Source organism: Massilia glaciei (assembly GCF_003011895.2).
Taxonomy (GTDB): Bacteria; Pseudomonadota; Gammaproteobacteria; order Burkholderiales; family Burkholderiaceae_D; genus Telluria_A; species Telluria_A glaciei.
Map to the genome: position 1 here is coordinate 32,492 of NZ_PXWF02000245.1, position 18,184 is coordinate 50,675.

13 protein-coding genes are annotated in these 18,184 nt (G+C 66.8%); 8 read left to right on the top strand and 5 right to left on the bottom strand.

The genetic code is table 11. The features are described from left to right. Positions 1 to 7: 7 nt before the first annotated feature. The 4 genes from C7C56_RS16345 (at position 8) to C7C56_RS16360 (ending at position 9,595) form a co-directional block, all read left to right on the top strand. Positions 8 to 2,086, top strand: coding sequence for a flotillin family protein (locus tag C7C56_RS16345; protein ID WP_106758437.1), 2,079 nt, complete (start codon positions 8 to 10; stop codon positions 2,084 to 2,086). Between the two features lie 30 nt (positions 2,087 to 2,116). After that, on the top strand, positions 2,117 to 2,653 hold the full coding sequence (locus C7C56_RS16350; protein ID WP_106758438.1) for a TFIIB-type zinc ribbon-containing protein: 537 nt from the start codon (positions 2,117 to 2,119) through the stop codon (positions 2,651 to 2,653). Between the two features lie 45 nt (positions 2,654 to 2,698). Continuing rightward, the gene (locus tag C7C56_RS16355; RefSeq protein ID WP_106758439.1) at positions 2,699 to 7,996 is read left to right on the top strand and encodes a DNA repair ATPase; all 5,298 of its coding nucleotides are present in this window, start codon (positions 2,699 to 2,701) and stop codon (positions 7,994 to 7,996) included. 270 nt (positions 7,997 to 8,266) lie between these two features. Then, positions 8,267 to 9,595: a family 43 glycosylhydrolase gene (locus tag C7C56_RS16360; RefSeq protein ID WP_229458819.1), complete on the top strand. Its 1,329-nt coding sequence runs from the start codon at positions 8,267 to 8,269 to the stop codon at positions 9,593 to 9,595. A 149-nt stretch (positions 9,596 to 9,744) separates the two neighbouring features. Here C7C56_RS16360 and C7C56_RS16365 read toward each other — a convergent pair whose 3' ends face one another. Beyond that, a complete protein-coding gene (locus tag C7C56_RS16365) occupies positions 9,745 to 11,046 on the bottom strand; it encodes an NAD(P)/FAD-dependent oxidoreductase (protein ID WP_106758501.1) in 1,302 nt (433 codons plus the stop codon). A gap of 38 nt (positions 11,047 to 11,084) precedes the next feature. After that, the gene (locus C7C56_RS16370; protein WP_106758441.1) at positions 11,085 to 11,822 is read right to left on the bottom strand and encodes an HAD family hydrolase; all 738 of its coding nucleotides are present in this window, start codon (positions 11,820 to 11,822) and stop codon (positions 11,085 to 11,087) included. Positions 11,823 to 11,940: 118 nt separating this feature from the next. Between C7C56_RS16370 and C7C56_RS16375 the strand changes: the two genes are divergently transcribed. Next, positions 11,941 to 12,957, top strand: coding sequence for a LysR family transcriptional regulator (locus C7C56_RS16375; protein WP_106758442.1), 1,017 nt, complete (start codon positions 11,941 to 11,943; stop codon positions 12,955 to 12,957). Between the two features lie 45 nt (positions 12,958 to 13,002). Here C7C56_RS16375 and C7C56_RS16380 read toward each other — a convergent pair whose 3' ends face one another. The 3 genes from C7C56_RS16380 to C7C56_RS16390 all read right to left on the bottom strand — a co-directional run bounded on the left by C7C56_RS16380 (position 13,003) and on the right by C7C56_RS16390 (position 14,845). Further along, a complete protein-coding gene (locus tag C7C56_RS16380) occupies positions 13,003 to 13,668 on the bottom strand; it encodes a DUF4142 domain-containing protein (RefSeq protein ID WP_106758443.1) in 666 nt (221 codons plus the stop codon). A 139-nt stretch (positions 13,669 to 13,807) separates the two neighbouring features. Beyond that, a complete protein-coding gene (locus C7C56_RS16385) occupies positions 13,808 to 14,326 on the bottom strand; it encodes an arsenate reductase ArsC (protein WP_106758444.1) in 519 nt (172 codons plus the stop codon). Between the two features lie 39 nt (positions 14,327 to 14,365). After that, the gene (locus tag C7C56_RS16390) at positions 14,366 to 14,845 is read right to left on the bottom strand and encodes an arsenate reductase ArsC (RefSeq protein ID WP_106758445.1); all 480 of its coding nucleotides are present in this window, start codon (positions 14,843 to 14,845) and stop codon (positions 14,366 to 14,368) included. A gap of 337 nt (positions 14,846 to 15,182) precedes the next feature. Between C7C56_RS16390 and C7C56_RS16395 the strand changes: the two genes are divergently transcribed. From C7C56_RS16395 to C7C56_RS16405, 3 genes are read left to right on the top strand one after another with little or no spacing between them, the layout of a single operon-like run. Beyond that, the gene (locus tag C7C56_RS16395) at positions 15,183 to 16,418 is read left to right on the top strand and encodes an ABC transporter substrate-binding protein (protein WP_106758446.1); all 1,236 of its coding nucleotides are present in this window, start codon (positions 15,183 to 15,185) and stop codon (positions 16,416 to 16,418) included. Between the two features lies 1 nt (position 16,419). Beyond that, complete coding sequence (locus C7C56_RS16400; RefSeq protein WP_106758447.1) at positions 16,420 to 17,304, top strand: carbohydrate ABC transporter permease; 885 nt, start codon at positions 16,420 to 16,422, stop codon at positions 17,302 to 17,304. Continuing rightward, positions 17,301 to 18,182 carry a carbohydrate ABC transporter permease gene (locus tag C7C56_RS16405; protein WP_229458820.1) on the top strand — a complete coding sequence of 294 codons (882 nt, stop codon included), beginning with the start codon at positions 17,301 to 17,303 and terminating at the stop codon, positions 18,180 to 18,182. The genes C7C56_RS16400 and C7C56_RS16405 overlap by 4 nt, the downstream gene beginning before the upstream one ends. The last annotated feature ends 2 nt before the right edge of the window (positions 18,183 to 18,184 follow it).

Consider the following 18,184-nt stretch of genomic DNA (forward strand, 5'->3'; position numbering starts at 1 on the left):
GAATTTCATGGACCTTACGTTTTGGTTGCTGGTAACCGGCATCATCGCAATCGTGCTCTTTGGCGCACTGGCCATGTTCGCCAAGTTCTACCACAAGGTCGAGCAAGGCCACGTCATGATCATCAACACCCTGCGCGCCGTGCCCGAGGTGACGTTCACGGGCGGCATGGTCTACCCGATCATTCACAAGCGCGAGATCATGGAAATCTCGCTCAAGACGATCAAGATCGCGCGCAGCGGCAAGGACGGCTTGATTTGCGCCGACAACATCCGCGCCGACATCGAAGTGACCTTCTTCCTGCACGTGAACAAGACCACCGAGGACGTGCTCAAGGTGGCGCAGGCGGTCGGCTGCGCGCGCGCCTCGCACCAGGACACGCTCGAGAGCCTGTTCTCGGCCAAGTTCGCCGAGGCGCTCAAGACGGTCGGCAAGTCGATGGACTTCGTCGCCCTGTACCAGGAACGCGACCATTTCCGCGACAACATCATCCGCCAGATCGGCGACGACCTGTCGGGCTACGTGCTCGAGGACGCGGCCATCGACTACCTCGAGCAGACCTCGCTCGACCAGCTCGACGGCCACAACATCCTCGACGCCCAGGGCATCAAGAAGATCACCGAGCTGACCGTGATCGAGAACATTCGCACCAACGAACTCAAGCGCGATGAGGAGATGCGCATCAAGAAGAAAAACGTCGAGACGCGCGAGGCGATCCTCGAACTCGAGCGCCAGCAGTGCGACGCCGAGTCGCGCCAGGGCCGCGAGGTCGGTTCGGTGCGCGCGCGCGAGCATGCCGAAACGCTCAAGGTGCAGGCCGAGGAGCACGCCAAGTCGGAGCTGGCCCGCCTCCAGTCCGAGCAACTGGTGCTGGTCCAGCAAGAAAACACCACGCGCGAGAAGGAGGTGGCCGAGAACAATCGCAAGCGCGCCGTCGCCATCGAGGAGGAGCGCGTGACGCGCGCGCGCCAGCTAGAAATCGTCGACCGCGAGAAGGAGGTCGCGCTCCAGACCATCGACAAGGAAAGGGCGATCGAGGTGCAAAAGAAGGCCATCGCCGACGTCATCCGCGAGCGCATCGTCGTCGAGCGCACCGTGGCCGAGCAGGAGGAGGCGATCAAGGATGTGCGCGTGGCGGCCGAGTCCGACCGCCAGAAGCGCGTCGTGGTCGTCGCCGCCGAGGCGCGCGCCGAAGAAAAAATGCTCACCGCCGTCAAGGCGGCCGAGGGCGAGGAGCGCTCGTCCAAGCACAAGGCGGCGCAGGAGCTGACGCTGGCCGACGCTTCCCTCAGGGTCGCCGAGCGCGTGGCCGAAGGCATGAAGCGCGAAGCCGAGGGCACCGAGGCGCAACTGGCGGCGTCGGGCCTGGCCTCGGCCAAGGTCATGATCGCCTCGGCCGAGGCGGTCCTCAAGCAGGGCGCGGCGCAGGCCGAGGCGACCCGCCTCAAGATGCAGGCCGAGGCCCAGGGCAACGAGCAGATCGGCCTGGCCGCGGCCGCAGTCAAGACCGCCGACGCGGCCGCCACGGCGATCCACGGCGACGCCTCGGCCAAGGTGATCCAGGCGCGTTTCGAGGCCGAGTCGAAGGGCTTGGCGCTCAAGTTCGAGGCCATGTCGGCCATGAGCGAGGAGACCCGCGCGCACGAGGAGTTCCGCATGCAGCTCGAGATCGCCAACCAGCAGATCATCAAGGGCATCGAGGCGCAGACCCACATCGCCAAGGACCAGGCCGAGGTGCTGGGCAAGGCGCTGCAGAACGCCAAGATCGACATCGTCGGCGGCGAGGGCGACTACTTCGAGAAGTTCGTCAACGCGCTGTCGATCGGCAAGGGCATCGACGCGACCGTCGAGAAGAGCCGCACGCTGCAGATCGGCCTCAAGGACCACCTCAGCGGCGAGCGCGACATGGTGGGCGACCTGGGCGGCCTGATCGGCGCGCTGGGCAGCTCGGCCGGCGAATTGCAGAACCTGACGGTGGCGGCCATGATGGCCAAGATCACGCGCGACGGCACCGGCCCGCAGCAGCAGGCGCTGCAAAGCCTGCTGGCGACCTTCGCGCCCGCGCTTGGCGGCAACAAGCCGTCGTAAGCGCCCACCCACTTTAAAGGAGGCAATCCAATGATGCTCTGTCCAGCATGTGGCAACAAGCATTTCTCCCCGGTGCAACTCGAAGGCGGCCTCCCCAGCGAACGCTGCAAGGACTGCGGCGGGGTGTGGGTCGCGCTTGAACGCTACCGCGCGTGGCGCAGCATGATGCCGGCCGTCGCCGCGCTCGAGTTCCCCGGCGACATCGGCGCCTCGGACGGCGCGGTGCGCCTGTGCGCGACCACGGGGCGCCTCATGGCGCGCATCAACGTCAGCCGCGACCCGGTGCTGCGGCTCGACTTCAGCCCGATGGCCGACGCCGTCTGGCTCGACCGCGGCGAGTGGGAGGCGCTGGTCGCGCTCGGCCTGCACGACCAGCTCGACGCGATCGTGTCGGAGCGCTGGCAGCGCGAGCTCAAGGAGGCCGCCTCGCGCGGGCGCATGGAGGCCAACCTGCGCGCGCGCTTCGGCGACGCCGACTACGAGGAACTGCTGCGCATCCGCGCCTGGCTGCACGGCCAGCCGAACCGCGCCGACATGGTCGCCTTCCTCAACGCCAAGGCCGACTAAGCCACGGCCACCCACCTCGCCCTTCACTACGCGGAAAGCCCATCGATGAGCGCAGCAGCACCGGCAACAGCAGCACCGGAGACCGACCTGGCCGACCGGCAAGTGGCGCAGGCGGTGGCCCAATCGAGCAGTTTCGACCTGCTGCGCAAGCGCCTTGGCGAGCACGGCAACGCGCTGTTCGACAAGGCCGGTTTGCTCAACACGGCGCGCCTGTCCGAATTCGGGCGCCAGGAGATGGTCCTGCGCGGACGCGCGCGCGCCCGCACCGAGAACAACTGCGTCGCGCGCGACATGGTGCAGTTGGGCGACTTGCTGCTGTTCGGTTACAACGTGTTCATCGGCCTGCGCCAGGAGACCAAGGTCGCCGACGTGTTCGGCCTGTACCGCCTGCGCCAGGACGGCGAGCAGTTCGACCTCGAAAGCGTGCCGCTGGCCAACACCTTCCTGCACGAAGCGCGCTTCGTGTCGGAGTTCAAGGAGCTGTACGCGTATTACAAGAACGCCCAGCTGGTGCAGCTGCGCATCAACCAGGGCAAGCTGCTGGCCGCCTTCAAGATCGGCGAGCGCGTCTCCGACGTGCGCGTGTTCCGCTGGAACCTCAGCGAGAGCGGCGAGGCGGGCTACATCGACAACCGCGGCGAGCGCGACCTGGCGCTGCCGCCGACCCACGACTTCGAATGGATCCAGACCACGCGCGAGCAGCACGTGCTGGGCAAGCATCCGCACATCAACGTGCTCGACACGCTGTTCGTCGAGACCGTCGGCGGCGACCTGACCGTCAAGATCGAGAACAACACCGAGAGCGGGCTGGGCATCTACAGCGAGCCCGTCGACGACCACAACCAGTCGCTCAACGACGGCGACATCGCCTACGCCGCCGTCGGCGAGCTGATCCTGCTGCGCATGAAGCCCTACCGCGAGGCCGATTACCGCTACCTCGTCTACAGCCGCCGCACGGCGCGCGTGACGCGGGTCGACGGCATCGGCGCGTCCTGCGTGCAATTGCCCGAGGACCACGGCATCGTGTTCCCCGACGGTTACATCCTGCAAAGCGGCGAGTACAAGGTCTTCGACGACATCCCCAAGGGGCTGGTGTTCAAGCGGCGCGTGCTCGCGCCCAACGGCGAGGACGTGCTGTACGTGTTCTACGAGCGCGAGCACGGCCTGTACGCGCTGCTGACCTACAACATGATCAACAAGACGCTGGCCAAGCCGCTCATCTCGCACGGCTACGCGCGCTTCGCCGACGGCGACATGCTGCTGTTCGCCAGCGAGAGCGAGGAGCCCACGCGCCACCACTCGATGCAGTTGTGGCGCACCGCCTTCGCCAGCGACGGCCACGCGGCGCAGCAGGCGCCGCGCGTGAGCTTCTTCGGCAAGATCGGCAACCGCGAGCTGGTGCGCGGCCTGTCCGAACTGTATTCGATCGCCAAGCTCGTGCGCGAGCATGCCGAGGCCCCGCGCGACCAGTTGCCGACCCGCTTCGTGTTCGAAACGCTGGTGCGCCAATCGCGGCGCGCGCTCGACGCCTTCGACTGGCTCGGCGCGCGGGAGGCGCACGCCGCCGGCGCCCAGGTGCGCGCGATGATCGAGGTGGCCGCCGCCACGCTCGACGAGTTCGACAAGGTCGCCGCCGCGCGCCACGGCGCGGCCCAGACGCTCGAGCAGGCCGGGCTCGATAACCGCCAGTTGCTGACCGAGACGGCGAGCCGCCTGTGGCTGTCGCCGACCGAATTCGTCGAATCGCTCGACCAGCTCCGCCTGGCGCGCGGGCGCCTGGCCGGCCTCAGGGAGCAACGCTACATGGACGTGGCGCGGCTGGCGCTGTTTGATAACGCGCTGGCCGAGGAGGAGGGCCGGGTCGCCGGCCGCACGGTGCAGTTTCTGTCGCAGGACAAGGCCTTCGCCAAGGTCAACGAGGAGCTCGCCAAGAAGCGCGCCCAGTTGCCCAACCTGCACACGACGGCCGAGCTGGCGCCGCTGCACGAGGCGCTCGACCGCGGCGCCAAGAACCTCGACGGACTGAGCGAGTTGCTCGGCACCCTCGCCGTCGGCGACGCCACCTTGCGCACCCGCATCCTCAACACCATCTCCGGCATCTACGCCGATGTGAACAAGCTGCGCGCCGAAGCCCGCCAGCGCCGCAAGCAACTCTCGCAGGGCGAGTCGGCGGCAGAATTCGCGGCCCAGTTCCAGCTGTTCGGACAATCGGTCGAGAGCGCGCTCGAGCAGGCCGAGTCGCCCGAGCGCTGCGACGAGCTGCTCACGCGCCTGCTGACCCAGCTCGAGGACCTGGAGGGCCGCTTCGCCGAGCAGGAGGACTACCTGGCCCAGATCGCGCACAAGCGCGAATCGGTCTACGAGGCGCTCGAAGGGCGCAAGCAGGGCTTGCTCGACGCCCGCGCGCGCCGGGTGCAGGCGATTCTGGAGGCGGCGCGCCGCATCCTGGCCGGCGTGCCCAAGCGGCTCGCGCAGCTGAGCGATCCGGCGCAAATGGAGGCCTACTTCGCCTCCGACGCGCTGCTGAACAAACTCAAGGCCAACATCGGCGAGCTGCGCGATCTGGGCAACGCGGTCGGCGCCGACGACCTCGCCGGCCAGTTCAAGAACCTGCGCGAGCAGGGCCAGCGTTCGCTGCGCGACCGCAACGAACTGGTCACGGGCAACACCATCCGCCTGGGCAAGCACGGCTTCACGGTCAACCGCCAGGCGCTCGACCTGACGCTGGTCGCCCACCACGGCGTGCAGACCTACCACCTGACCGGCACCGATTATTACATGCCGCTGGCCGACGCCAGGCTCGATCAATTGCGCCCTTACTGGGGCATGGAAAACCTGGCCGAGAGCGCGCGGGTCTACCGCGCCGAATACTTGGCCCACCAGATCGTGCTCGCGGCCCAGGCCGGCAGCGACGGCTGGAGCTGGGACGGCCTGCTCGCGGCCGTGCGCGACCCCGAGACGGCCGCGTTCGACGACAGCGTGCGCCGCTTCGCCGCGCCGCGCTACGAGGAGGGCTACCAGAAGGGCCTGCACGACCACGACGCGGCCGCCATCCTGCGCCAACTGGTGCCGATGCTCGAGAACGCCGGCCTGCTGCGTTTCAGCCCGCTGGCGCGCGCCGCCGCCGTGCTCTACTGGCAGCACCTGAGCGCGACCCCGAGCCTGCAGGTGGGCGCGCAAACGCTCAAGCACCAGGCCGAGCAGGCCGAGCTCATGCGGCGCCAGTTCGGCAGCGAACGGCTGTGGCGGCAGGTGGCCGAACAGCTCAAGGCCTCGGTGCAAAAATTTCTGACCCAGCAGCAAATCGACACCGCCCAGTGGCAGGACGGCGCGACCGAGACGCCCGCCATGCTGCTCGACGAATGCGCCGCCTACCTGCTGGCCGAACTCGGCGCGCAGGCCGGCGCCGCGGCGCGCGCCCAGACCCACGAGTGGGTGCTCAGCCGCGCCGGCGCCGACCTCGCGCAGGGCCTGCAGCAGCACCTCGGGCGGCATGTCGCGGCGCTGCCCTGGCTGGACGAAACGCTGAGCTGGCGCGAGCGCTGGCAACTGGCCACCGAATGGCTGCACGGCTTCATAACGCACCAGAATCTCGACCTGGACTTGCTGCCGGAGGCGGCCGCGAGCCTGCTCTCGGGCCTGCCGCGCCGGATACAGGCGGCCGAGCTCAAGTGCAGCGTCGGCGGATTGTTGGGCGAGCATCCGCGCCTCGGGCAGCGGGTGCTCGCGCTGCAGCTCAACGACTTCATGCGGCGCCTGCAGCACCATGCGCGCGTGATCGTGCCCGCCTGCCAGCAACTGCAGCAGTTGCGCACCACCCTGGTGCAGGAGGAAAAGGCGCGCCTGCGCCTCGAGCAGTTCCAGGCCAAGCCGCTGTCGAGTTTCGTGCGCAACCGGCTCGTCGACGAAGTCTACCTGCCCCTGATCGGCGACAACCTCGCCAAGCAGATCGGGGCTGCCGGCGAGCAGCGGCGCACCGATTCGATGGGCATGCTGCTGCTGATCTCGCCGCCGGGCTACGGCAAGACGACGCTGATGGAATACCTGGCCGACCGGCTGGGCATGATCTTCGTGCGCATCAACTGCCCGGTGCTGGGGCACGCAGTGACCTCGCTCGACCCGGCCGGGGCCGGCAACGGCGCGGCGCGCATGGAGCTCGAAAAGCTCAACCTTGGCCTGGCCATGGGCAACAACGTGATGCTGTATCTGGACGACATCCAGCACACGCATCCCGAGTTTTTGCAGAAATTCATCGCGCTGGCCGACGGCACCCGCCGCGTCGAGGGTGTCTGGCGCGGCGAGAGCCGCAGCTACGACCTGCGCGGCAAGCGTTTCGCGATCGTCATGGCGGGCAATCCGTACACGGAGTCGGGCGATGTGTTCAAGATTCCCGACATGCTCGCCAACCGCGCCGACATCTACAACCTCGGCGACGTGCTCAGCGGGCGCGAGGACGTGTTCGCGATGTCGTATATCGAAAACGCGCTGGTGTCGCACCCGCAATTGCAGCCACTCGCCTCGCGCGATCCGCAGGACGTGTACCGCCTGATCCGCATGGCCGAGGGCGCGCCGGTCGCGCCGAGCGAGCTCAAACACAGCTACAACACGCAGGAGCTGGGCGAGATCTGCGCAGTGCTGCAGCGCCTGTTCAAGGTGCGCGACGCGCTGCTCGCGGTCAACCAGACCTACATCTCCTCGGCCGCGCAGGACGACGCCTACCGCATGGAGCCGCCGTTCAAGCTGCAGGGCAGTTACCGCAACATGAGCAAACTGACGCCGAAGGTGTCGGCGCTGATGCAGGACGGCGAGCTCGACGAGCTGCTGCGCGACCACTACCGCGGCGAGGCGCAAACCCTGACCACGGGCGCGGAGGAAAACCTGCTCAAGCTGGCCCATTTGCTGGGGCAGCCGGACGCGGCCGAACAGGCGCGCTGGGAGGCGCTCGTGCTCGACTTCGTGCGGCTGCGCAAGCAGGGCGGGGCCGACGCCGACGGCGCGACCAAGGTCGCCAACCTGCTCTCCGAGATAGGCCTGCAGATCGCCAGCCTCGGCGCGCGCCTGGCGCCTGCCGTGCAGATCAACATGCCGGAACAGGCGCTCCTGCAAGGCGCGGTGACGAGCCTGGCCAAGAGTTATGAGGATACCTTGCTGCCATTGATCAGCGCGATGAACCACAAGATGCGGCTCGACCACAGCATCTGGGACAGCGTGCGCGGCACCGCGGAGGACATCAAGGAGATTGAGCGGCGGCTCGCGCGCATCGTGCTGCCGTCGGACACTGCCGTGCCGAAGGCGGCAAAGTCCGGCGACAAAGGAAAGGCCGGGATACCGCCAGAAAACTAAAGCGGTTTCATGCGGGGCCGGTCCTGCTCGCGGGCGGCGGGATCGAAGGCTCCCGGTCCGGGCCGCGCGCCTCCGATCCCGGAACCGGTATCGGAGGCGCAAAACATATGATTGGTGGCCCTTCGCGAAGCGGGCTAAGGTGGGGTTGTGCAAATGCTTACTGAACGCGGCCAGAACTTTGCTCAACACCCATAAATGCGCGCGAAGGAGACAAGCTTGAAAACGCTATTGAAATCTTTTGGGCGCGATGCCCTCGCATCGCTATCCCTGGTGCTGTGTTCATTCGCCTGCCATGCGCTGCCGCTGGCGGGGCTGCAGAACGCGCACGATCCCGGCACCATCACCAAGGACGGCGACACCTTCTTCAACTTTACAACCGGCAAGGGCATCTGGTATTCGACATCCAAGGACCTGATCACCTGGACCGGCGGCCCGCGCCCCGTGTTCGCCACCGCGCCGGCCTGGGTCGGCAGCAAGATCCCCAACTTCAACGGCGAGTTCTGGGCCCCCGACTTGATCCACATGAACGGCAATTACTACCTCTATTATTCGGTCTCGACCTTTGGCACCTCGTCGTCGGCGATCGGGGTGGCGCGCTCGGCGTCGCTCAAGTCGCCGAACTGGACCGACCTGGGCATCGTGGTCCAGTCATACGGGGGGGCGAGCGAGATCAACGCGATCGATCCGGCCCTGTTCCGCGACCATGACGGCAAGGTGTACCTGTCGTACGGCTCGTTTTTCGGCGGCATCGGTGCGGCCGAAATCAACCAGGGCACGGGCAAGCTGGCCGGCAGCGTGACGACGATCGCCGGCGGCGGCAGGGACATCGAAGCGCCGGCCATCACGCGCGACGGCGACTACTACTACCTGTTCGTCAACCGAGGACGCTGCTGCCAGGGCGCCGCCAGTACCTATTATGTCGAAGTGCAGCGCGCCACCAACGTCAAGGGGCCCTACTCGGGCACCCATACGATCCTTCCCAATGTCGACGGCAAGTACAAGGGGCCGGGCCATGTGGGCGTGCTCAAGCAGGACGGCTGCAACTACGTCTCGACCCACTACTACGACCTGAGCGACAACGGCAACGCCAAACTCGATATCCTGCGGATGCGCTATAGCGCGGGTTGGCCTTCGCTGACCCGCGATTTCAGCATCGGCAGCTGCGGCGGCATCAGCGACGGCCTGTATTCATTGCAGTCGCGCATGAGCGGCAAGGTCCTCGCGGTGCAGGGCGCCTCGAAGGCCAACGGCGCGCTGGTGCAACAGCAGACCTACACCGGCGCCAGGCAGCAACAGTGGTATGTGGTCGGCCATGGCGACAACAAATACAGCCTGATAAACGCCAACAGCCTGCTCGGCCTCGACAATTACGGCAACTCGACCACGGCCGGAACCAATATCGCGCAGTGGTCCTATTGGGGTGGCAACGGCCAGAAGTGGAGCATGTCGAGTCCGGCGCCGGGCTTCGTGGCGGTCAACAATTTGCTGAGCAACATGGTGCTCGACGTGGCCGCCAAGAGCACGGCCGAAAACGCGCAGATCATCCAATGGAACCCCACCAACGGCAGCAACCAGCAGTGGTCGCTGTTGCGCCGCTAGGGGAGTCGAAGCGAAAAAAGTGCCGGGTGAGGACAGATTTTGACGATTTCGCAGTGCCAATAGCGAGCTATTGGCCGAGAAAGCGGCGAAATATGGACCGCCCGACACTTTTTGCAGCCGACGATCCTAAGTCCGACAGCCTCCTAGGTTCAGTACAGCTTGACCGAGGGCGCCAGACGGGCGCGGATCCAGTCCGCGACCGTGTGCGCGGCCATGCGCGCGAAGCCGTGCAGGGCCAGCAGGTGCTTGCGGTACATCAGCCTGTAGATCAGGCGCGCCGCGGCGCCGCCGACCTGGTATTTGCGGCCCTTGACGGTCCCGGCCAGCACCCCGACCGCGGCGAGCGGCCCGAGTGAGACGAACGAGCCATAGTCGTGGTACTTGAACGAGGGCGGCGGCGCGCCGGCGCGCTGCGCCAGCGCGTGCGCCAGGAACAGCGCCTGCTGGTGCGCCGCCTGCGCCCGCGGCGGCACCACGCCCTGCACCGGGCAGACGAAGTTGGCGCAGTCGCCGATGGCGAAAATATCGGGGTCGCTGACCGATTGCAGCGTCGGCCCCACCACGATCTGGCGCAGCCGGTTGACCGACAGACCGAGCGTGGCGCACAGCGCCGGCGCCTCGACCCCGGCGGCCCACAGCGTGATGGTCGCGTCGTGCCGCGTCCCGGCGCTGTCGAGCATGCCGTCGGGACCGACGCTGGCCACCGCCGTGTTGGTGCGCACCTCGATGCCGAGCGAGCGCAGATGGCGCGCGGCGCGGCGCGACAGGCGCCGGTGCAGGTGCGGCAGCAGGTATTCGCCGCGTTCGAGCAGGCGGATGCGCACGTCGCGCACCGGGTCGAGCGCGTGCACATGGTACTTGGCCAGCGTGCGCGCGGTGTGGCTCAGCTCCGCCGCCAGCTCGACCCCGGTGGCGCCGCCGCCGACGATGATGATGTTGACCGCCGCGCCATCGGGTTCGCCCTGCGCCTTGCGCGCGCTGGCCTGGATGCAGGCGCCGACGAAGCGCTTGCGGAACACTTCGGCCTCGGCCACGCTGTCGAGCGTGAGCACGTTTTCGGCCGCGCCGGGCACGTCGAAGAAATTGGTCACCGATCCGAGCGCCAGCACCAGCTTGTCGTAGCCGATCCGGCGCGCCGGCAGCACCTCGCGTCCGTCGTCGCCGATCCACGGCGCGAGCTCGATGGTGCGATTGCCGCGGTCGATGGCGCGCACCTCGCCTTGCGAAAATTCAAACCCGTGGCCGGCCGCCTGCGCCGAATACTCGATCTCGCAGTGCTGCGGATCGCGCGCGCCCGAGGCGACGGTGTGCAGCAGAGGCTTCCAGAAATGGGCGGGCCAGCGGTCCACCAAAATAACGCGCGCGTGTCCGGCCTTGCCGGCGCTGTCGCCGAGCCGCGTGGCCAGCTCCAGGCCGCCGGCGCCGCCGCCGACGATGACGATGGTTCGCATCATGGCAATCCTTTCGAGGGTGCTGCGGTGGACGCGCTTCAGGCGGCGAGGGTGGCTGGCGCCGGGGCGCGCGTGGGCGCCCATCCGTGTGCCAGTCGCAGGTGGCGCGCCGCGCCGCGCGCTTCGGGCGCGCGCGTGGGCATGTCGTGCAGTTGCGGGCAGGCCAGCGGGGCTTCGGCGGCATCGTGCGGCGCCAGCGAGCGCACCCACATGCCCGCCGCGCTGGCCGCGTCCATGCTTGGCGCGGCCGTGTCGATCAGGATCGCGCACTGCGCTTCGACCCCGAGCGCCTGCAGCGCGCGCGGGTAGGGGCCGGTGGCGCCCGCGGCGGCGCCGAAGTGCTGGCCGCCGGCGACCACCGCCAGCTTGCTGCTGGCCTCGTGGCCGAAGCATTGTTCGAGCAGCAGCGCGGTCAGCGCGGCCGGCATGTCGGTCAGGATCGAGACCTTGCAGCCGGCTTCGATCGCCTCGTCGACCAGCGCGCGGCAGGCCGGTTCGACGCGCGGCGGGCGCGCCGCGACGGCGGCGCGCAGCAGGGCGTCCCTGGCCGCGACCAGTGCGTCGACGCGGGCGCGGTCGATGCCGCCGGCCGCCAGCGGCAGCGCCGCGGTGATCGCCAGCGCGCCGCCATGGGTGCGGGCGTGCTTGCGCAGCGTCGCCAGGCTCCAGCGCAGCGAGAGGCCGGTTTGTTCAAAGGCGGCGTTGGTGGCGGCGAGTTGCTGCGCTTCGGTGTCGAGCAGGACGTCGAGTCCAAGAAAGATCGCTTCGATATGCATGAGTAATACCTCCCAGAAAATATCCGCCGGCCCGGATTGGCCTTGAATGACTGCTAATATATGCCCGCACCAAGCAAAAGAAAAATTAAAGATTTTCGATAATCGATAAGGGATACTTATGTATCACGCGAGTTTCAGGCAACTGCAGGCGCTCACCCTGGTGGCCCGGCACGAGAGCGTTTCACGCGCGGCCGACGCGATGCACCTGACCCAGCCGGCGGTGTCGCTGCAGTTGCGCACGCTCGAACAGATCACCGGCATGGCGCTCACGCGCAAGGTGGGGCGCAACATCCAACTGACGGCGGCCGGCGAGGTCATGGCGCAGTTTTCGGAGCGCATATTGCGCCTTTGGGAGCAGGCCGGCGACGAACTGGCCGCGCTGCACGGCGTCACGAGCGGCACGCTGCGCATCGGCGCGGTCACCACGGCCGAGCACCTGCTGCCGCCGCTGCTGGTGCCGTTCACGCTCGAGCGGCCCGACGTGCGCCTGAAACTGCAGGTGGGCAACCGCGTCGAGATCGTCAACCTGCTGGCGCGCCACGAGATCGACGTGGCGATCATGGGCACGCCGCCGCGCGAATTGCGCACCAACGCGGCCCGCTTCGCGCGCCATCCGATGGCCTTCGTGGCCAATCCCGAGCATCCGCTGATGAAAAAGAAAAAGGTGACGCTGGCCGATGTGATGGACGCCAACCTGTTGGTGCGCGAGCGCGGCTCGGGCACGCGCACGGCGGTCGAACGGCTGCTCAAGGAGGGCGGCCACGCCTTCGATTTTGGCTCCGAGGTCTCGAGCAACGAGGCCATCAAGAGCATGGTGTCGGCCGGACTCGGGGTCGGCTTTTTATCGGTGCACGCGTGCGCGCTCGAATTCGAGGCGGCGCTGCTCGAGGTCTTGCCGATGGCCGGCAATCCGGTCGAGGCGGACTGGCATGTGATGCATCTGGCCGACCACCCGATTGCCAAGGTGGCGGCGGCATTCCAGGATTTTGTGATCGAGAACGGACAGGACCTGGTCAAGCGCGAGCTTGAGGCGTTTTACAAGGGCAAGGCGAAGAGCAGGGCGGAGGGCAGGGCGGAGGGCAAGCCTGAGGGCAAGGACAAGGCGGCGGAGGGCAAGGCGCGCGCGCGCAAATGAGCCGGCATGCCGGCCCATTTGCGTCGCCCGGCTAAGGCGTGCTTCTTATTTTTTGCCCGCTTCGGTGGCGCCCTTGGTGCTGCTGCCACGCATTTGCTGCGCCGAATGGAGATGCTGCTCGACCGCCGGCCTGGTCTGGGCGGCGAGCCTCTTCAGGTCGGGATCGACGGCGCGCTTTTCGACGCGCGCCAGCAGCTGGGTCATGTTTTTATGGTCGCCCAAGCCGGCGTTGCTCAAATAGGCGCGGTCGAATTGCTCGCCCGTCATCGCGCTCATTTTGTCGCTGAGCCTTTTGTGCTTGCGGTCCATTTCGTCGGGCAGCGTCACGCCCTTGGCCTGCGCCAATTGCTGCACCTGGTTCAGGACGCTGGTATGGTCGTCGATCATTTTCTGGGCAAACGCCTTGACCTGCTCGTCCTGGCTCTTGGCCAGCGCCATCTCGGCCATCTTGATCTCCGCGATGTTGCCTTGTGCAATTTCTTTCAGATAGCGTTGGTCGGCGGCGCGCATGGTGCTGCCGGTGACAGCCGGCGGTGGCGGCAGCATGCCAGCTTGTCCGGCGGGCGGGGTTGGCATGGTCTGGCCCGTGATGGGCGCGCGGTCATCGGTGGTCGGCGTGGCAGTGGTCTGGGCTTGCACGGTGAAGGTGCCAAACAACAAAGCCAGCGCCGAGGCCCCCAGCAATTCTTTTGGAAGATTCTTCTTAAGCATGTCATTCTCCTGTGATGTGCGAAAACGAAATTGGCGCGCGTCCCACGCCAACCCCTGACCGTTTTCGACATCGCTTTGCGCCCGCAAGTTCAGGTTCTGCCCATGCCGGAGAGTCGTCCCCCTTTGTGCCGATGAGGTCTCAGCGGGGATGCGTGGCCTCCGGTTGCGCCATCCCGATGCGGTCGAGTTCACGTTTGAGCGCGAGTTTGTCGAGCTTGTCGATCGGCAGGCTTTGGAAGATATCGAGCCGTTTTTTGATCTCCCGGCAGACCTTCGCGAAGGCCGCGCGGGTCTCCGTGTCGCTGCCTTCGACCGCGGCCGGGTCTTGAAAGCCCCAATGCGCCGTCATCGGCTGGCCCGGCCAGAACGGGCACGCCTCGCCAGCGGCCTTGTCGCACACGGTGATGACGAAATCCATGTGCGGGGCGGATGGACCGGCGAACTCGTCCCACGACTTGCTGCGCAAATCGTCGACCGGACAGCCGATCGCTTGAATCTGCTCGATCGCGAATTGGTTCACATGGCCGGTCGGATGGCTGCCGGCGCTGTAGCATATAAAGCGGCCGCGTCCAGCCGCGTTGAGCAAGGCTTCAGCCATCAGACTGCGTGCCGAGTTGCCGGTACATAAAAACAACACGCTATATGTTTTGTCGCGCATGGGGTTCCCCAGTTGGTCGATCCAAAGAGTGAATTGGCCTTACGCCTGCAGCAGGCCGATGCGGTCGAGTTCCGCCTTCATGCGGGCGCTGTCGGCCTCGAGTTCGTCGAGTGGCAGCGCGAGGAAGGCTTTGATGCGGGCGCGCAGGATGCGGTAGGCGCCCATGAAGGACGCCTCGATTTCCTCCTCGGTGCCGGTCGCGTGGGCCGGATCGTCGACGCCCCAATGGGTGCGCATGACCGGGCCCAGATAGGCCGGGCAGGTTTCGCCGGCCGCGCTGGCGCAAACGGTGATGACGATGTTCGGCGTGGCCGGCAGGTCGGCCCAGGACTTGCTGAAATACCCGTCCGGAGAAATCCCTTCGCGGCCCAGCAGTGAAAGCGAGCGCGGGTGGACGTAGCCGGTCGGCTTGCTGCCGGCGCTCATCGCTTTCCAACCGGCGGGGGCGAGGTGGTTGAAGGTCGCCTCGCCCAGGATGGAGCGGCAGGAGTTGCCTGTGCAAAGGAAAAGTACGTTCATGAAGCGGATCCTTGTCGGGGAAAAGGCAAAAATGGAAGGTCGGATACCGTGATCCGATTTGATTATTCGATGATTCTACAACCATTGAAATGACGATGTACAGTGACATTTTCGTGACATGGCTTGGCGTGCGCGCCTCTGGCCGGGCATCGCGGCGCGCTTCCCGGAAAGCTATTCGGTTGACACCCAAAAGCCATGGGTGGTATATTTTGCGCCTATTGGGAACGTTTCCAATCGGCCGAACCGGGACTACAGCCGGGGCCGTTTGTAAAGTAAGCTGTCACCGCGACAGCCGTTGCCATCCAGCGGGCGACCGACCCGCAAAAAAGGAGACAAGATGTTCAGAACACACAGCCTGGCGCTCGCGGGCGCGCTCGCGTTTGGCACCGCCGCCTCCGCCGCGGCCGCCGGCCCCAAGGCCGAAGTGATCCACTGGTGGACCTCGGGCGGCGAATCGGCCGCCGTCAAGCAGATCGCCCACGCCTACCGCGCCGCGGGCGGCGTCTGGGTCGACACCGCCGTGGCCGGCGGCGACCAGGCGCGCGCCGTGGCGATCAACCGCATGGTCGGCGGCAATCCGCCGACGGCGGCCCAGTTCAACACCTCCAAGCAGTTCCTCGACCTGATCGATGAGGGCATGCTCAACAACGTGGACGAGGTCGCGCAGCGCCAGGGCTGGGACAAGATATTGCCCGAGCTGATCCTCAACACGGTCCGGGTCAAGGGGCACTATTACGCGGTGCCGGTCGACATCCACATGCCGACCTGGATCTGGTATTCCAAGGCGGCTTTCAAAAAAGCCGGCGTCGCCAGGGAGCCGGCCAGCGTCGACGAACTGTTCGCCGCGCTCGACAAGCTCAAGGCCGCCGGCCTGGTCCCGCTCGCGCACGGCGGCCAGCCGTGGCAGGAGAGCATCGTGTTCATGGCGGTGCTGGCCAACGTCGGTGGCAAGGAGCTGTACCTGTCGGTGTTCCGCGACCGCGACCAGCGCGCGCTCGCGTCCGAGCCGTTCAAGAAAGTGCTGCTCGCCTTCAAGCGCCTGCAAGGCTATGTCGACCCCGGCTCGCCGGGGCGCAACTGGAACGACGCCACCGCCATGCTGATTAACGGTAAAGCCGGCGTGCAGATCATGGGCGACTGGGCCAAGGGCGAATTCGGCGCCGCCAAACAGGTCGCCGGCACCCACTTCGGCTGCATCGCGGGCCTGGGCGACAAGTCGCCCTACCTGATCCAGGGCGACGCCTTCGTGTTCCCCAAGACCGGCAACGGCGAGGCGGTCAAGGCGCAAAGGCTGCTCGCCAGCGTGATCGTCGCGCCCGCGACCCAGATCGCGTTCAGCAAATTCAAGGGTTCGATCCCGATCCGCACCGACGTCGACGCCTCGCAGATGGACCAGTGCGCGCAGACCGGCCTGAAAATCATGAAGGACAAGACGCGCCATGTCGGCGTCAACGAGATCTACCTCTCGCCCGACCAGAACGGCGCCCTGCAAGACGTGCTGACGGCCTTCTGGAACACCCGCATGCCCGTCGAAAAGGCGCAAAAGAGTATCGCCGCGGCGCTGCGCAACTAGCATGGCGCCGCAGCCCAGACGCAGATTGCGCCAGGCGGTGCCGTTCGCGGCGCTGCTGCCGATGGCGCTCACCGTCATCGTCGGCTACCTCGGCACGGTGCTGTGGTCGGTCAAGGTGTCGCTGAGCGGTTCGCGCACCTTCCCGTCTGACACCTTCGTCGGACTGGCCCAGTACACGCGCCTGTTCGAGAACGAGCGCTGGCTGCTCTCGCTCAACAACCTGGCCCTGTATGGCGTGCTGTTCATCGGCGCCTGCCTCGTGATCGGTTTCCTGCTGGCGGTCTTCATCGACCAGAACGTGAGCGGCGAGGGGGTGCTGCGCACTGTCTTCTTGTACCCGTACGCGATGTCCTTCGTCGCCACCGGCCTGGTCTGGCAGTGGATGCTCACGCCCGGCATCGGCATCGAACAAAGCGTGCGCGCGCTCGGCTTCAGCGACTTCCGCTTCGACTGGATCGTCGACGAGGACATGGTCATCTACACGGTCGTCATCGCCACGGTCTGGCAGGCCTCGGGCCTGGTGATGGCGCTGATGCTGGCCGGCCTGCGCGGCATCGACGAGGAGATCTGGAAGGCGGCCCGGCTCGACGGCATTCCCGCGTGGCGGGTGTACGTCTCGATCGTGCTGCCGATGCTCGCGCCGACCATCGCCACCGTGCTGCTGCTGCTCACCACCGCCGTGGTAAAACTGTTCGACGCCGTCGTGGCGATGACCCAGGGCGGGCCCGGCACCGCCAGCGAGGTGCCGGCCAAGTTCGTCATGGACCATCTGTTCGGGCGCGCCAACCTGGGGCTGGCCTCGGCCGGCGCGGTGATGCTGCTGGTGCCGGTGCTGGCGCTGGCCGTGCCCTACCTGTACGCGCGCAGCCGCAAGGGCCGGGCGTGAGGAGCGCGCCGCGACGCGCCGGCCGGGCCCGCTTCACGCCGGCCCGCCTCGGCATCTACGCCTTCCTGATCTGCGCGGCGCTGTTCTTTCTGCTGCCGCTGTACGTGATGCTGGTGACCTCGTTCAAGCCGATCGAGCAGATCCGCCTGGGCGGCATCTTCTCGCTGCCGCTCGAGCCCACCCTCGAGCCCTGGCGCCAGGCCTGGTCGAGCGCCTGCACCGGCGTCGATTGCGGCGGCATCGGGGGCGGCTTCTACAATTCGCTGGCGATCGCGCTGCCGGCCACGGTGCTGCCTATTTTTCTCGGCGCCCTCAACGGCTATGCGCTCTCGTTCTGGCGCCCGCGCGGCGCCGGGCTGCTGTTCGGCGCGCTCATGGTCGGCGCCTTCATTCCGGTGCAGGTGATGATCTACCCGCTGGTGCGCGTGACCGCCACGCTCGGCCTGTTCAGTTCACTGCCGGGCATCGTGCTGGTGCACACGATCTTCGCGATGCCGGTGCTCACACTGCTGTTCCGCAACTACTACGCGGGCATCCCGCGCGAGCTGTTCCAGGCCGCGCGCATCGACGGCGGCGGTTTCTGGCGCATCTTCGTGCAGCTGATGCTGCCGATGTCGGTGCCGATCATCGTGGTCGCGGCCATCATGCAGGTCACCGGCGTGTGGAACGACTACATCCTCGGCCTCGTGTTCGCCGGGCGCGACTACGTGCCGATGACGGTGCAGCTCAATAACGTGATCAACACCACGACCGGCACGCGCCTCTACAACGTCAACATGGCCGCGACCATCCTCACATCGCTGGTGCCACTGGCGATCTACTTCATATCAGGCCGCTGGTTCGTGCGCGGCATCGCCGCCGGCGCGGTGAAAGGTTAATC

Excerpts from the sequence above, each read along its gene's own strand:
- C7C56_RS16365 (WP_106758501.1), bottom strand. The coding sequence starts at position 11,046 with ATGCGAACCATCGTCATCGTCGGCGGCGGCGCCGGCGGCCTGGAGCTG.
- C7C56_RS16375 (WP_106758442.1), top strand. The coding sequence starts at position 11,941 with ATGTATCACGCGAGTTTCAGGCAACTGCAGGCGCTCACCCTGGTGGCC.
- C7C56_RS16385 (WP_106758444.1), bottom strand. The coding sequence starts at position 14,326 with ATGCGCGACAAAACATATAGCGTGTTGTTTTTATGTACCGGCAACTCG.
- C7C56_RS16380 (WP_106758443.1), bottom strand. The coding sequence starts at position 13,668 with ATGCTTAAGAAGAATCTTCCAAAAGAATTGCTGGGGGCCTCGGCGCTG.
- C7C56_RS16400 (WP_106758447.1), top strand. The coding sequence starts at position 16,420 with ATGGCGCCGCAGCCCAGACGCAGATTGCGCCAGGCGGTGCCGTTCGCG.
- C7C56_RS16355 (WP_106758439.1), top strand. The coding sequence starts at position 2,699 with ATGAGCGCAGCAGCACCGGCAACAGCAGCACCGGAGACCGACCTGGCC.
- C7C56_RS16350 (WP_106758438.1), top strand. The coding sequence starts at position 2,117 with ATGATGCTCTGTCCAGCATGTGGCAACAAGCATTTCTCCCCGGTGCAA.
- C7C56_RS16370 (WP_106758441.1), bottom strand. The coding sequence starts at position 11,822 with ATGCATATCGAAGCGATCTTTCTTGGACTCGACGTCCTGCTCGACACC.
- C7C56_RS16390 (WP_106758445.1), bottom strand. The coding sequence starts at position 14,845 with ATGAACGTACTTTTCCTTTGCACAGGCAACTCCTGCCGCTCCATCCTG.
- C7C56_RS16395 (WP_106758446.1), top strand. The coding sequence starts at position 15,183 with ATGTTCAGAACACACAGCCTGGCGCTCGCGGGCGCGCTCGCGTTTGGC.
- C7C56_RS16345 (WP_106758437.1), top strand. The coding sequence starts at position 8 with ATGGACCTTACGTTTTGGTTGCTGGTAACCGGCATCATCGCAATCGTG.